The 14,075-nt window shown below is 68.4% G+C and carries 12 protein-coding genes; 3 read left to right on the forward strand and 9 right to left on the reverse strand.

What is annotated here, in order from left to right; genetic code table 11:
* The 5 genes from ACW6W5_RS11795 to ACW6W5_RS11815 form a co-directional block, all read right to left on the reverse strand.
* Positions 1-2,453: protein kinase domain-containing protein (locus ACW6W5_RS11795; protein WP_458233647.1), on the reverse strand; the 2,453-nt coding region annotated here is incomplete at its 3' end.
* A 30-nt stretch (positions 2,454-2,483) separates the two neighbouring features.
* Positions 2,484-3,047, reverse strand: a complete 564-nt coding sequence (locus ACW6W5_RS11800; RefSeq protein WP_088435324.1) for an ECF-type sigma factor — start codon at positions 3,045-3,047, stop codon at positions 2,484-2,486.
* A 65-nt stretch (positions 3,048-3,112) separates the two neighbouring features.
* Positions 3,113-3,925: a bifunctional DNA-formamidopyrimidine glycosylase/DNA-(apurinic or apyrimidinic site) lyase gene (mutM, locus tag ACW6W5_RS11805; protein ID WP_121043860.1), complete on the reverse strand. Its 813-nt coding sequence runs from the start codon at positions 3,923-3,925 to the stop codon at positions 3,113-3,115.
* Between the two features lie 77 nt (positions 3,926-4,002).
* Complete coding sequence (locus ACW6W5_RS11810) at positions 4,003-4,380, reverse strand: EF-hand domain-containing protein (RefSeq protein ID WP_152152744.1); 378 nt, start codon at positions 4,378-4,380, stop codon at positions 4,003-4,005.
* Between the two features lie 3 nt (positions 4,381-4,383).
* On the reverse strand, positions 4,384-5,586 hold the full coding sequence (locus ACW6W5_RS11815; protein WP_152152746.1) for a DesA family fatty acid desaturase: 1,203 nt from the start codon (positions 5,584-5,586) through the stop codon (positions 4,384-4,386).
* Positions 5,587-5,736: 150 nt separating this feature from the next.
* On the opposite strand from ACW6W5_RS11815, the gene ACW6W5_RS11820 reads away from it, so the two are divergent.
* Complete coding sequence (locus tag ACW6W5_RS11820; protein ID WP_121043854.1) at positions 5,737-6,567, forward strand: ABC transporter ATP-binding protein; 831 nt, start codon at positions 5,737-5,739, stop codon at positions 6,565-6,567.
* Between the two features lie 2 nt (positions 6,568-6,569).
* Here ACW6W5_RS11820 and ACW6W5_RS11825 read toward each other — a convergent pair whose 3' ends face one another.
* Together ACW6W5_RS11825 and ACW6W5_RS11830 are read right to left on the reverse strand one after the other, a co-directional pair.
* Positions 6,570-7,778, reverse strand: a complete 1,209-nt coding sequence (locus tag ACW6W5_RS11825; RefSeq protein WP_152152748.1) for a DUF4785 domain-containing protein — start codon at positions 7,776-7,778, stop codon at positions 6,570-6,572.
* A gap of 11 nt (positions 7,779-7,789) precedes the next feature.
* Positions 7,790-8,671, reverse strand: a complete 882-nt coding sequence (locus tag ACW6W5_RS11830; RefSeq protein WP_152152750.1) for a lipase family protein — start codon at positions 8,669-8,671, stop codon at positions 7,790-7,792.
* Between the two features lie 257 nt (positions 8,672-8,928).
* Between ACW6W5_RS11830 and ACW6W5_RS11835 the strand changes: the two genes are divergently transcribed.
* Positions 8,929-9,777 (forward strand): acid phosphatase, encoded by an 849-nt coding sequence (locus ACW6W5_RS11835; RefSeq protein ID WP_152152752.1) that lies wholly within the window; start codon positions 8,929-8,931, stop codon positions 9,775-9,777.
* Between the two features lie 215 nt (positions 9,778-9,992).
* On the opposite strand, the gene ACW6W5_RS11840 is transcribed toward ACW6W5_RS11835, so the two are convergent.
* Positions 9,993-12,263: a TonB-dependent receptor gene (locus ACW6W5_RS11840; RefSeq protein WP_121043841.1), complete on the reverse strand. Its 2,271-nt coding sequence runs from the start codon at positions 12,261-12,263 to the stop codon at positions 9,993-9,995.
* A 239-nt stretch (positions 12,264-12,502) separates the two neighbouring features.
* Between ACW6W5_RS11840 and ACW6W5_RS11845 the strand changes: the two genes are divergently transcribed.
* The gene (locus ACW6W5_RS11845) at positions 12,503-13,498 is read left to right on the forward strand and encodes a patatin-like phospholipase family protein (RefSeq protein ID WP_121044033.1); all 996 of its coding nucleotides are present in this window, start codon (positions 12,503-12,505) and stop codon (positions 13,496-13,498) included.
* Between the two features lie 30 nt (positions 13,499-13,528).
* Here the strand turns inward: ACW6W5_RS11845 and ACW6W5_RS11850 are convergent, their stop codons facing one another.
* A complete protein-coding gene (locus tag ACW6W5_RS11850; RefSeq protein ID WP_121043838.1) occupies positions 13,529-14,011 on the reverse strand; it encodes an Lrp/AsnC family transcriptional regulator in 483 nt (160 codons plus the stop codon).
* Between the last annotated feature and the right edge of the window lie 64 nt (positions 14,012-14,075).

The following is a 14,075-nucleotide window of genomic DNA, read 5'->3' on the forward strand; positions in this document are numbered from 1 at the left end:
TGCGGGTCGCCGAATGCGCTGACCAGTTCGGCCATGCGCCGATCCGCCTGTTGCACCGACGCATCGTCGTCGCCCCGTTGCGCGGCCTGCCACTGCCGTCCCTCGTGCAGGGCAGCCAGCGCCGCCTGCCAGCGCCCCGCCTGGGCCAAGGCTTCGCCCAGGTCATACAGGCCCTGCGGCAGCAGCCCCACGCAGTCGGGTTGCCGCCAGATCGCCACCGCCCGGGCGAAGTCATCGATCGCCAGGGTGCTGTCACCGCGCTCCAGTGCCAACCTGCCCAGCGCGTGCCAGGTCAGCCCGGTGTCGCGGTGTTGCTCGCCCAAGGCCTGCCGGGTCAGGTGATGGACCTGCTGCAGCTGGGTGTCGGCCTGCTGCAGATCACCGCGCTGCATCGCCAGCAGGGCACGCAGCCGGCGGATCGACAGGGTTTCCGGGTGATCCGGCCCATACATGCCCACCGCATCGGCGCTGGCGATCTTCAGGGCCCGCTCGGCTGCGTCCAGATCGCCCTGCGCAGCCAGTGTCTCGCCCATGTGCCGGCGCAGCGCGATCAACTGGGGATACCGCACGGTGTCACCGGCCTGCAGCAGCTGCAGCGCTTGCTGGTAGCCGGCCAGTGCCGCCGGGCCGCGGCCATCGTCGCTGTCCAGTGCGGCCAGGTCAGCCAGGCTCTCCGACGTGCCGGGGGTATCGCGCAGTACATCGCGCCGCAGCACCAGGGCCTGTTCGAAGGCGGCGCGGGCGTTGTCGCGGTACCCCAGGAGTTGTTGGCAGCGCCCGAGCTGGGTGTGGTACTCGGCCACGGCCGCCGGCAGCCGCAGGCGATACTCGGCGGCCAGCGCCTGCATCGGGGTGAGGTGCGTCACGCACTCGCGCGAGCGGCCCAGCATGCGCAGCGCACGGCCGCGCTGGGTCACCGCTTCCAGCTGCAGGGTAGGCGGCACCTCGCCGGCCTCCTCCAGCAGCGCGCGCTGGCGGTCCAGCGTCTGCAGCGCCAGCTGGTAGTCGCCCATACCGATCCGCAACCGGCCGATCACGCCTTCCAGCTCGGCCAACGACAGCGGTTGATCGCGCAGTTCCGCCTCACCGCGTTGCTGACCGGTGGCCAGCAGCTGGCGCAGATCGAAGCTGCCATGGCGCACGCTGGCGGCGCGGTCGAACAGGCCCACGGTGAAATCCTGCATGGCCTGCGCACGCGCGATCTCGCGCCGCGCCTGCTGCATCTGCCACAGCGCGGTCAGTGCCAATGCGAGCAGCGCCAGCACCGCCATGGTGCCCAGCGCGACGCCCCAGCGATGCCGGCCCAGGTATTTGCGCAGCCGGTAGCCCACGTGCTGGGGGCGGGCGTGGATCGGGCGGCCCTCGAGGAAGCGACGCAGGTCCTGCGCCAGCGCTTCCACCGAGGCGTAACGCTGCGCAGGCTCCTTCTGCAGGGCCTTGAGCAGGATCGTATCCAGATCGCCACGCAGGCGCCGCGACAGGCGCCTGGCCGCCCCGGCCGGCTCGCCGCCGGCGGCGGCCACGCGCGCCATGACGGCCGAGGCGCGCGGTGCCTGCACCTCCAGGATCGAGCGTTCCCACTCGGCATCACTGTGCCGGCGCAGCCGATAGGGCTTTTGCCCGGTGATCACCTCGAACAGCACCACCCCCAGCGAGTACACATCGGTCAGCGTGGAGACCGGCTCGCCGCGCACCTGTTCCGGCGCGGCGTAGTGCAGGGTGAACGCCCGCGCTTCGGTGGGGGGATGCACGGGCGGTTTGCCCTCGTCATCGTCGAGCAGTTTGGCGATGCCGAAGTCCAGCAGCTTCACCTCGCCCTCGGCGGTGACCAGGATGTTGGAGGGCTTGAGGTCGCGGTGCACGATCAGGTTGGCATGCGCATGGCTGACCACCGCACAGACCTGCAGCATCAGCTGCAGACGCCGCTCCAGCGGCAGCGCCAGGCGCTGGCAGTGCTCGGTGATCGGCTCGCCTTCCACATAGGCCAGCGCAAGGTAAGGCTGCCCCTGCAGATCCACGCCGGCATCCAGCAGATGGGCCAGGTTCGGGTGCTGCAGCCGGGCCAGGATCTCGCGCTCGCGGCTGAAGCGCTGGCGCAGGCCGGGATCGGCGTAGCCGCTGCGCAGCAGCTTCAGCGCGACCTGGCGCTCGTACAGGCCATCGGCGCGCTCGGCCAGCCAGACCTCGCCCATGCCGCCCTCGCCGAGAGGCCGGAGCAACCGGTACGGGCCGACCCGTGTGCCCACCCGGCTGTCTTCCGGCGCAGCGGTCCACAACGGCTGGGCGAGGAACTCGTGGCTGTCGCGCTCATGTGCGAGCAGGCGCTCCACATCGTCGGCCAGGCTCGGATCGTCCTCACGCAGGCGCAGCAGCCGCTGCTCTCGCGCCGGTTCGGGCAGTTCCAGCAATTGATCCAGCAGGCAGGACAGCTGCCGCCAGCGTGACGCCTCCATCGGTCCTCTCCCCGGACGATGCGTGGCCTTTCAGGGCTCCCCGACCGAGGCCAGCAGGAACATACGCGCCTTCTGCCAGTCGCGGCGGATGCTGCGCTCCGAGCGTTGGCATAGATCGGCAATCTCCTGCTCGGACAGGCCAGCGAAGTAACGCAGTTCCACCACCTTGGCCAGGTGTGCATCCACCGCATGCAGCTGGGCCAACGCCACATCCAGCGCCAGCAGGTCTTCATCCAGACGCACGCCGCTGCTGCTGTTTTCGGGCAGCTCCACCCGCTTGAGATCACCGCCGCGTTTGCGCGCCAGCCGGTTGCGTGCGTAATCGACCACCACGCTGCGCATTGCCGAGGCGGCGTAGGCGAAGAAATGCGCGCGGTCTTCGAAGCGGGCCGCGCCGCGGGAGCCGAGCAGCTTCAGGTAGGACTCGTGCACCAGCGAGGTGGCATCCAGGGTGCGCCCCTGCTGCCCGGCAAGCTGCCGGCGGGCCATGCTGTGCAGCTCGTGATAGAGCAGGGTCAGGACCCGGTCGAGCGCGGCGCGGTCGCCCGCCCGGGCTGAATCCAGCCACACGGTGATATCCGGTCCTTCGTCCATCGCACACCCCCGCCGGTGACGTTGGGCGGACTATACCGCCGGGCAGGCGACAGGCGCGCGACGATTCAGCGCTGGCAGTGCCCGCACCAGACGCTGGCGCGCTGGCCGATGGTGGCGTGGCGGAGCAGCCGGCCACACTGGCGGCAGGGCTCGCCTTCACGCCCGTAGACCAGCAGCTCCTGCTCGAAATAGCCCGGCGCCCCGTCCGGATTGATGAAATCGCGCAGGGTGGTGCCGCCGCGGGTGATGGCATAGGTCAGGATCTGTTTCACCGCATCGGCCAGGCGCTGGTAGCGCGCACGGGAGATCTTGCCGGCCTCGCGCAGCGGGTTGATCCCGGCCATGAACAGGCTTTCGGCGGCGTAGATGTTGCCCACCCCGACCACGATGCCTTGGTCCATGAGGAAGGTCTTCACCGAGGCACTGCGGCCACGGCTGCGGGCGAACAGATAGTCGCCATCGAAGGCCTCATCCAACGGCTCCGGGCCGAGTCCGGCCAGCAGCGAATGGGTTTCTCCGGCCGGCTGCCAGAGCAGGCTGCCGAAGCGGCGCGGGTCGTTGAAGCGCAGCAGGCGCCCGTTGTCCAGGCTGATGTCGACGTGGTCGTGCGCGCGCACCGGGGTGTCGCCGGGCAGCACGCGCAGGCTGCCGGACATGCCCAGGTGCAGCAGTGCGCTGCCCACGGCGGTATCGAGCAACAGGTACTTGGCACGCCGGCGCACGCCTTGGATGGCCTGCCCGGGGAGCAGCGTGCTGATCTCCGGCGGGATCGGCCAGCGCAGGTCGGGCCGGCGCAGGATCACGCCGTGGACGTTGCGGCCTTCCAGGTGCGGGGCCAGGCCGCGGCGGGTGGTTTCTACTTCAGGGAGCTCGGGCATGGGGGAATTCTAAGGGGTCCGCCGATGAACCACGGTGTAGCGCGGGGCGCTGCCTCGCGGCGATCCGAGCGCGACGCTCAGCGCGGCGGCGCAGCCAACTCGCGCGCACTCAAATACCCGTCGCCATTGGCATCCTGCTTGTAGAACCGCTGGATCAGCGTCTGCCGCTGCTGCTCGCGCGTGATCGGCGGGCCCTTGCCACCGGGCAGCTCATCGGCGCTGAGTACGCCATCGCCGTTGCGGTCCATGCGATCGAAGGCGTACAGCAGCCACTGCACGTACTCCTCCACGCTGACCCGGCCGTCGCCGTCGGTGTCCATGCGCTGCAGGTAGCTGCCGGTATCAGTGACCTGGGCCTGTGCCGTCGCACCCAGCAACCCAACGGCCAGGCCCAGACACGCAAAACGCCGCGCTAAGCGGCGTTTCGCGGAGACCTTCCCGGTCGGGAAGCGCATCGATCAGTGCGCCGTCAGTGCGTAGCCCTTCAGGCGCGCGGCGTAGTTCTGCAGCGCGGCGATGCCACTGGCTTCGGCTTCGTGGCACCAGGCCTGCAGCAGCTTCAAGCGCTCGGCGGCGTCGTTGCCGCGCGCTTCCAGCAGGGCGGCCAGACGGGCGCGGTGTTCCACCAGCACGCGGATGCGCGGGCGCTGCTCGACCCAGGTACTGAGCTGGGCGCGGCAATCCGGCTTGAGCCAGCGGCCGTCGTTGACCAGGCCACGGCGCATGCGGCGCGGCAGCAGCTTGCGCAGCTTGGCGCCCGCCATCGCAGCTTCTTCGCGCAGGGCCGGGACGAACACATTGCGCTGGTAATCGGTCATCGCCTGGAAGCGGTGCGACAACAGGGCCTTGAGCGTTTCCGCATCCGGCACGGCGATGTTCGGGCGCACGTCCATGCTTGGCGCCACGCGCAGCACCTTGGCCAGGCGCAGGGCCTGCAGGCCGCGGATCACGGCCCAGCCGATATCGAACTCCCAGCGGCGCATCGAGAAGCGCGCCGAGCTCGGAAAGGCATGGTGATTGTTGTGCAGCTCTTCACCGCCCACCCAGAACGCCCACGGCGTCAGGTTGGTGGAGGTGTCGGCAGATTCGAAGTTGCGGTAGCCCCACCAGTGGCCCAGGCCATTGATGACGCCGGCCGCCCAGAACGGGATCCAGGCCATCTGGATCGCCCACAGGGCCACGCCGGGCAGGCCGAACAGCATGCTGTTGATGACCAGCAGTGCGACCGGGCCGAGGTTGGCGTGCGGGGTGTACAGGTGGCGCTCGATCCAGTCATCCGGGGCGCCGCGGCCGTACTGCTCGATATCCGCACGCATCGCGCGGGCCTCGCGGTACAGCTCCACGCCCCGCCAGAAGACCATGCCGATGCCCTTGGTCACCGGGCTGTGCGGGTCTTCATCGGTTTCCACCTTGGCGTGGTGCTTGCGATGGATCGCCACCCACTCCTTGGTGATCATGGAGGTGGTGAGCCAGGTCCAGAACCGGAAGAAGTGCGCGATCACCGGGTGGAAATCCACCCCCCGGTGCGCCTGGCTGCGGTGCAGATACAGGGTCACGGCGAAGATGGTCAGCTGGGTGAACACCAGCAGCACCAGGCCCATGCCCCACCAGCCGAGGCCGACGACACCGCCGGTCAGGAAGTTGAGGAGCGTATCGAACATCGCAGGACTCCGGGCCGCACTCGGCCGTCAAGGAAACAGGGATACCTTCGGACATGATGGGGCCTGACGTTGCAAACTTCATCCCTTCGATGCCATTTTTGCGCAGTCATTCAGTTCTTCCCTTACCTTCGTGAGCATGCCCCCGCATTCATGACAGTCGCAGCCTCGCCGGCGGTGCCGGCCTCCCCCGTCCCCCTGATCGAGCTCGACCGCGCCTGCGTCATCCGCGGCCAGGTCCGGGTCCTGCACGATCTCAGCCTGCGCATCGAACAGGGCCAGCACACCGCCCTGCTTGGCCCCAATGGCTGCGGCAAGTCGTCCTTCATCAAGCTGATCACCCGCGAGCTGTATCCGCTGGCGCACGGTGATGGCACGGTGGCGGTGCGCGTGCTCGGCCAGAACCGCTGGCAGGTGGACCGGCTGCGCTCGCAGCTGGGCATCGTCACCGGGGACCTGAGCAGCAATCTCTCCGACATGCCCGGGCTGACCGTGGAAGAGGCGGTGCTGACCGGCTTCTTCGCCAGCTTCGTGGTGCCGGCCTTCCGCGAGGTGAGCCCGGAGATGCGCGAACGCGCGCGTGAAACCCTGGCCATGACCGGTGCCCTGCCGCTGCTGCAGCGCGGCTATGCCGAACTCTCGGCCGGCGAAACCCGGCGCGTGCTGATCGCCCGGGCGCTGGTGAACCGGCCGCAGGCCCTGCTGCTGGATGAACCCTCCACCGGGCTGGACCTGATCGCCCGCGAGCAGCTGATCGCCACCATGCGCGAGCTCGCCCGCCAAGGCATCACCCTGGTGCTGGTGACCCACCACATCGAGGAGATCATTCCCGAGATCGAACGGGTGGTGATGCTGCGCGGCGGCAAGATCCTCGCTGACGGCCCACGCGCGGCGCTGCTGCGCGATGCACCGTTATCCGAGCTGTTCGGCGGCCCGATCCGCGTGGTGGATCAGGCCGGCCGGTTGAGCGCGTTCGCGGGTTGAACTCAGAACCTCACCGCCACCGCACGTGATTCGATCGGTGCCATCCGGCTCTGGTCCTGCAGCTGCAGGTCACGCACCTCGAACGGGGCGGCATAGCCGCTCGGCAACGCCACGCTGGCGAACGGCAGCCGCAGCTCACCCGCCCCTACCGTCGCGAACCACGCCGCACTATGTGCCTGCGCCACTGGCCGCAGCGTCCCGTCCGGGCCGGTGGCATACAGGGTGCCACGCGCCTCATAGCGGCCCGGCGCACCGATCTGCAGCGGCAGGCGCACCTCGCGGCGGCTGGCATCCGCCTCGACCTGGCCCTGGAAGCGCGCCGTCGCCTGCGCCACCGCGAACGCCACCTTGGCATCGCGCTGCACGCCGTCGGCACTGACAAACGCCTGCAGTTCCCACAACCCCTGCGCCGTGCCGATGTCCTGCGGCACCGTCACCTGTGCACGCAGACCGTGTCTGGCGGCGACCAGCGGAACCGGCCAGCTGCGGCCATCGGGCGCCACCAGCAGGGCCTCGCCTACGGCCGGCAGCGGCCGCGGCCGCGCACGGGCGGCCTGCGCCGCTGCCAAGCCACCGTCGTTGACCAGCCGCGCGCTCAGCGCCAGCGTGCCACCGGCCAGCACGCGGTCGCTGCTCGCCTGCAGCTGCAGCGCGATCGGGCTGTTGGGTTCGAGTACCTGCACCACGTAGCGGCCTTGGGCCTGCGTGCTCTGCAGCCGGTAGCTGCCTGCCGCGGAGGTGGCGCCCGTGCGGACCATGGCCGTGCCCGGGCCGACCGACATCCCCGCCGCACGCAGTTGCTGGTCATCGACCACCTTGTCCACCGCCAGCGCACCGGAAGGATCACGCACCTGCCATTGGGTGGTATCCAGCGCACGGGCGCCCTGCACGGGGCTGACCTGGATCACCGCATCGGGCGCGGTCAGCGGCAACGCCAGGCCCCGTTGCAGCGCCGGTGCATCCACCATCTCCCAGTAGCTGCGGCTGCTGGCCATGAAGGTCGGTGCGGGGGTCAGTACCTGGCCTGGATCCAGCGCCCAGGCAAAGCTCAGCGGTGCCTGCTCCACCGGTCCGGCCGGCAAGGGCGCACGCTCTACCGCACGTGGCACCTGGTCACTGGCGCGGGCGGCCAGCAGCGGCTGTGCCGCCTGCAGTGGCACGGCTGCCAGCGCGGCGAACAGGGCCACCGCGATCGTCGTCTGTCGCATCATCGGGGGGCTCCTCACAGGGTCAGGTCGTTGCGCAGGATCGTGCCCAGGCCGAAGCACTCGCGCCGGCTCTGGTTGTGGCTGAGTGGCTCGGCGCCTTTGGTGCGCTGCGTGTCGGTGAACCAGGTGGTGCCGGCCGCCTTCTGGCTGCTGCACTCCAGGAAGCCATCCGAGCAGCTGCTCAACCAGTTCTGGGTGAACTCCAGGCCCACGTTCTGCGCATAGCCACCGCAGTAACTGTTGCTGTCCCACACCGCCGATTCCACATCCGAGCCGACCACTGCGCGGAACGGCCTGGGCAATGCAGGCCGGCCGGCCGTGCCATACAGGTTCTGCGCGTTGTAGGTGGCCATGTGGCCCACCTGCTGCTGGCGCACGGCATCGCTCTTGTAGCCCAGCAGCCAGCCCACCGAGGTTTCGAACATGTTGCCATTGAGCACCGCATCGGCCAGCGGCGTACCGGCCGAGGACGGCGCAAGGGCGGTGACCTTGCTGATCGTCTGGATGATCTTCGGATACCGGCTGTCATAGGTGGGGTTGGACAGGATCCAGCGCACCACGTTGCCACCGTTGGAATGGGTGATCACCACCAGTTTGGTGATGCCACGGGTGTTGATGAAGCTGGTCAGCTGTCCCGCCAGGCAGCCGGCCGCCTCGGGCGTCCACATGTACTGCTCGAAATCGCAGTTGATGACGGTGTAGTTGCTGCTGTTGGGCAGTCCGAGGCGCACCGTATCGATGATGCCCGGCTGCCAGTAGTCCACGCGCGCATCGGTCTGTTTGCCGGTGCCATGCACGAACGCGACCCCCACTACATCGGCCGCGTGCACCGTGCCGCACGCCAGCATCAGACCCAGGGCGAGACCGCCCCCCCACCTTCCCGCGCTGCTTCGCATCCGCTGTCTCCTTGCAGGTAATCCCCCTGATGACCGGCGCTGCCGCGTTGCCATGGGTGCATGTATCCATGGAGATATGACGAACGATGGCGCCTTCGATGACGCTATGTCGTGCGACCCATGAAATCCGTGAACCAGTCGCGGGTTTCCGTCATCCGGGGCACGGCCATGCCGGATCTGGCCGGATCACCAACCGCCGCTGTCGTCGCCATAGGAAGCTGCGATCATGCGGCTCCCCCCCTTTTCGAGACCTGCCGATGTCCTCGTCCCTGCGCTCCGCTGCCGTCCGCCCGATGCTGGTGACCGCCCTGCTCGCCGCCCTGGCCGGCTGCGCGTCAACGGCCGCACCGCGCACCACGCCGGTGGAAGCCTCGGTCACCACCAAGGCCGTCGGCTACCTGCAGAGCACGGCCGTGCCGGACAGCCTGGCACTGGTACCGGCACCGCCGGCCGCCGGTTCGGCCGGCTTCGCACTGGACGAACAGGTCAGCCGTGAAGCCCGTGCCCTGCGCGGCAGCCCGCGCTTCGAACAGGCACACCGCGACGCCGAACTCGCCTTCCCGGCCGGCGCCAACCAGTTCTCCTGCGCGATCGATGTCGACGTGGATGCGGTGAAGACGCCGGCCCTGTACCGCCTGCTGGAACGCAGCCGGATCGATGCCAGCGCGGCTACCCGCACGGCGAAGAAGCACTACCAGCGCGCGCGGCCGTTCATGGTCAATGGTGAGCCCACCTGCTCGCCCGAAGACGAGCAGGACCTGCGCGGCAACGGCTCATATCCGTCCGGCCACACCTCGATCGGTTGGGCCTGGGCCCTGATCCTCTCGGAGATCGCCCCGGACCGCGCCGATGCGATCCAGGCACGCGGCCGCAACTACGGCGAGAGCCGCCTGGTCTGCAACGTGCATTGGCAGAGCGACATCCTGGAAGGCCGTTTCATGGGCGCCGCCGCCGTGGCACGCCTGCATGACAATGCCGCGTTCAACAGCGACCTGCTGACCGCCCGCAGGGAGATCGCCGCGGCACGCAAGTCGGGGCAGCATTCCGCGCGGGATTGTGCGGCTGAAGAAGCGGTGCTGAAGGTGCGCCCGGCGAGCGCGTTGTAAGGCGGCGCCACCTGTCGATGGCATTGTGGGTAGTGCCGGCCGCTGGCCGGCTCTCCGCGATCTCGATCAGGACGATGCAGAGCCGGCCAGCGGCCGGCACTACCCATCCGCGTTCAACAACATCAGCTCAGAACAGAAAACGGCGCGGATCTCTCCGCGCCGTTTTCGTTTTTCAAGATGCCCACCTACGCTGGGCACCTACCGCATGACGTGCATCAGAACTTAGCGGTGAACTCCAGACCGAACGTGCGCGGCTCGTTGAGGAAGCCGGTCAGGTTGTTGAAGTCGATCGCGCCGACCACACGGACCTGGTCGGTCAGGTTGCGGCCGTACGCGGCCACGTCGTACTGGCCGTAATCCCAGTTGTAGCCCAGGCGCAGGCCCCCTTCCAGCGAGGAGCGGCTGCGGAACTCCGGCGACTCGTACAGGAAGAAATTCACCGGGCTGCGGTACGCCCAGTCGGTGTAGACGTAGAACTCGCTGGCATCGTTGACCGGGAAGCCGGCGCGCAAGGTCAGGTTGTGGATCCACTTCGGCGCCTGCGGCAGCGGGTTGCCGTTGACCAGCGCGTAGGTACCGCCATCGATGACCGTGGTCGGGTCAGTGATGGTGCAGCCGCCGCCACAGATCGCCACCGCCAGATCCTTGTCCTTGATCTCGGTGTCGTTGTAGCTGCTGCCCAGGGTCAGCAGGACGTGGTCGGTCAGGTAGGCCTCGAAGTCCAGCTCCGCGCCCTGGCCGAGGGTCTTGTCGGCGTTGAGCAGGGTCGCGGTGTTGTTGGTGCCACCCACGGCGATCAGCTGCTGGCCGTCGACGTTGTAGCGGAACACGTTGAAGCCCAGGCGGGCGCGGCGGTCGAACAGGTCGGCCTTGATGCCGGCCTCGTACGAGATGACCTTCTCCGAGTTGGCCTGCGACAGGCCGGGCGAGAATGCCAGGCGGCCCTGGATCGACGGGGCGCGGAAGCCCTTGGCCACGCGGGCGTACGCGTTGAGGTTGTCGGTGATCTGATAGACGCCGCTCAGGTCCCAGCTGACGTCGTTGACGTCGGTCCTGGCGATGTACGGGCCACTGACCGGGGTACCGAACGGCACGGCCTGCAGCACGCTGGCGCTGAAGTCCTTCTTGTCCTGCGTGTAACGCACGCCACCGCGCAGCTTGAAGCGCTCGGTCACGTCAAAATCGCCGGAGGCGAACGCGGCCCACGCCTTGTTGCGCTGGTTCTGCACGACGTGGCCGGTCTGCGGGTTGCCGGGGGTCAGCGAGTCGTAGTTGAAGTTGTCGATGGTGACGTCTTCATCGAAGTAGAACACGCCGGCCTGCCAGTCGAAGCGGCCCCACTCGTTGGATTCCACGCGGAATTCCTGGGTCCACTGGCGGTGGTGCGGCAGGCCATCGGCCGATTCGGACGCGAACGGGATGTTGCCCGGGCCGTAGTTGCCGGCGCCCAGGAAGCTGGCACCGTAGCCGCCGTCGATGTCGCCACGGTTCAGCGATTCAGCGGTCTCGTACCCGGTGATCGAGTGCAGGGTGACGCGGCCCAGATCCCACTTCAGCCGCGCGCTGCCGCCCCAGGTTTCCAGGTCGGAGAAGTTCTGGCCATCGGTGGAGACTTCATCGCGGTCGAAGTTTTCGACCAGCTGGTTGGTGCCCGGCTTGAGGATGTTGGCGCGGAACAGGCGCGCGGTGCCGTTGAGCTTGCGCTTGTGCAGGTTGAACAGCGCTTCGACGTCGTCGCCTTCGTACAGGAACTGCACGCGGGCGGCGGCTTCGTCATAGCCCTCGAAGCCCTGCGCCGGGGCGCCCTGGCGGGTGTTGGTGACCCAGTCGTCGCGGCGCTGGTACAGCGCGGACACGCGCGCCGACCAGCGGTCGGTCAGCGGGCCGCCGTAGGCGCCCTGCGTGTTCCAGGTGTTGTAGCTGCCGTAGGCGACCTTGATGTACCCGTCGGCATCCTGCGAGGGACGCGCCGAATCGAACTTCACCACGCCGGCCGGGGTATTGCGGCCGAACAGCGTGCCCTGCGGGCCGCGCAGCACTTCCACACCGGCCAGGTCGAACAGCGGGAAGCCCTTCAGCAGCGGGCTTTCCTGCACCACATCGTCATACACCAGCGACACCGGCTGCGAGGCATTGAGGTCGAAATCGGTGTTGCCCAGGCCGCGGATGTAGAAACGCGGGAAGGCACGACCGTAGGACGATTCAATGTTCAGGCTCGGCACACGCGCCGACAGGAAGCGGATGTCATCGCCAGCCGAACCGAGTACGTCGAGCTTTTCACCCTGGATGGCCGAGATCGAGACCGGCACGTCCTTGGCGTTTTCGACGCGGCGTTGCGCCGTGACCTGCAGCGTATCGAGGGCGACCGGATCCTTGGTGGCGGGAGCGTCCTGGGCTGCGGCCGTCAATGGCAGCAGGGCGGCGAGGGCGACAACGAGCGGGTGCACGGACGGGAAACGGCCGTGGGCAGTGCGGTTCGGGAACATGGCGTTTAGGCTGTGTTGGGAGGGGTGGTGGACCGGCGCTACCAGACAATTGTTGCAGTACAGCAACAGAGCCGCAAACAACCGCTATTCATTACCCCCTTCCGGGAGCGCGCGTTGTGACGGCGGTCGCGGCCCGGCATCCCCGGTCATGGCCTGAATGCCCTGCCCCGCCGTCCTGCCGGGCTCGCCACCGCTTCGGTATGCTGGCGGCCCTCGATGCCCATTCAGTTGCCACGCCGATGACTTCACTGCGCCGTACCCGCCTGACGCTGTCCGTTGCCCTGCTCGGCCTGCTGGCCGGCTGCGGCGGTGATCCCGTGCGCCCGACCCCGCCGCCGGCGGCGATCCCGGTGACTCCGGCCAAGCCGGTCAAGATCGGCATCGCGCTCGGCGGCGGCGCGGCCAAGGGCTTCGCGCACATCGGGGTGATCAAGATGCTGGAGGCCAACGGCTTCGAGCCGGTGGTGGTGTCCGGCACCAGTGCCGGCAGTGTGGTCGGCGCGCTGTATGCCAGCGGCATGGACGCGTTCCAGATGCAGTCCAAGGCGGTCGCCCTGGATGAAGCCAGCATCCGCGACGTGCGGCTGTTCTCCGGCGGTCTGGTCCAGGGCCAGAAGCTGCAGGATTACGTCAACACACAGGTCGACAACCGCCCGGCCGAGAAGCTGAGCAAGCCCTTCGCTGCGGTTGCCACCCAGCTGGAAACCGGCGAGCGCACCGTGTTCGTGCGCGGCAACGTCGGCCAGGCGGTGCGCGCCTCCAGCAGCATCCCCGGCGTGTTCGAACCGGTGAAGATCGGCAAGTACAACTACATCGACGGCGGCGTGGTCAGCCCGGTGCCGGTGGATGCGGCGCGCCAGCTCGGCGCGGACATCGTGATCGCCGTGGACATCTCCAGCAAGGCCAGCGGCAAGGCGCCGACCGGCATGCTCGGCATCGTCAACCAGTCGATCTCGATCATGGGCCAGCGCCTGGGCGAGCAGGAACTGGCGCGCGCGGACGTGATCATCCGGCCGAAGGTGCTGGACATCGGCGCCGCCGATTTCGGCCAGCGCAACAACGCGATCCTGGAAGGCGAGAAGGCCGCGATGGCGGCGATGCCGCAGATCCGTGCCAAGGTGCAGCAGCTGCAGAAGGCGCGTGCCGCCGCGCTGGCCCCGCCGCCGGCCGCGCCCAAGTGCGATGAGCCTTCGCGCGTGGGCAAGCTGATGGGGCGCAAGGAAAAGTGCGTGTAACCCGGTAGTGCCGGGCGCTGCCCGGCGGCCTTACTCCAGCTGCGACAGCGGCAGCGCGCGGAAGTCCTTCACCGTGCGCAGCACGAAGCTGGAATTGACGTCGGCCACGCCGGCGGCATTGAGCAGCTTGTCGAGCAGGAAGCTGGAGAAGTGCTCCAGGTCGCGCACGTAGATGTGCAGCAGGTAATCCATGTCGCCGGTGAGCGCATGGCAGGCCACCACCTCATCCCATATCAGCACGCTGTCGGCGAACACGCCGATGGCGTGCTGGTCGTGCTTCTCCAGCTGCACCCGGACGAAGGCCTGCAGGCCCAGGCCGATCTGGCGCGGCTCCAGGCGGGCGCCATACCCGGCGATCACGCCCTCGCTTTCCAGCCGCTGGACGCGCCGCAGGCAGGCCGACGGGGACAGATTCACCCGTGCGGCCAGCTCGGCATTGGTCGCGCGGCCGTGTTGCTGGATTTCCGCCAGCAAGCGCAGATCCGTGCGGTCGAACTGGGTATCTCCGGCCATTGCTGCCCCGCAACATGAGGTGGACGCAATGATCTTGCGCCAGAAGCCCATATTCGCGCAACTT

It is taken from the genome of Stenotrophomonas sp. IS26, from assembly GCF_054188265.1.

Coding starts and splice junctions, on each gene's coding strand:
- ACW6W5_RS11835 (WP_152152752.1), top strand. CDS start 8,929: ATGTCCTCGTCCCTGCGCTCCGCTGCCGTCCGCCCGATGCTGGTGACC.
- ACW6W5_RS11840 (WP_121043841.1), bottom strand. CDS start 12,263: ATGTTCCCGAACCGCACTGCCCACGGCCGTTTCCCGTCCGTGCACCCG.
- mutM (WP_121043860.1), bottom strand. CDS start 3,925: ATGCCCGAGCTCCCTGAAGTAGAAACCACCCGCCGCGGCCTGGCCCCG.
- ACW6W5_RS11810 (WP_152152744.1), bottom strand. CDS start 4,380: ATGCGCTTCCCGACCGGGAAGGTCTCCGCGAAACGCCGCTTAGCGCGG.
- ACW6W5_RS11815 (WP_152152746.1), bottom strand. CDS start 5,586: ATGTTCGATACGCTCCTCAACTTCCTGACCGGCGGTGTCGTCGGCCTC.
- ACW6W5_RS11830 (WP_152152750.1), bottom strand. CDS start 8,671: ATGCGAAGCAGCGCGGGAAGGTGGGGGGGCGGTCTCGCCCTGGGTCTG.
- ACW6W5_RS11845 (WP_121044033.1), top strand. CDS start 12,503: ATGACTTCACTGCGCCGTACCCGCCTGACGCTGTCCGTTGCCCTGCTC.
- ACW6W5_RS11825 (WP_152152748.1), bottom strand. CDS start 7,778: ATGATGCGACAGACGACGATCGCGGTGGCCCTGTTCGCCGCGCTGGCA.
- ACW6W5_RS11800 (WP_088435324.1), bottom strand. CDS start 3,047: ATGGACGAAGGACCGGATATCACCGTGTGGCTGGATTCAGCCCGGGCG.
- ACW6W5_RS11820 (WP_121043854.1), top strand. CDS start 5,737: ATGACAGTCGCAGCCTCGCCGGCGGTGCCGGCCTCCCCCGTCCCCCTG.
- ACW6W5_RS11850 (WP_121043838.1), bottom strand. CDS start 14,011: ATGGCCGGAGATACCCAGTTCGACCGCACGGATCTGCGCTTGCTGGCG.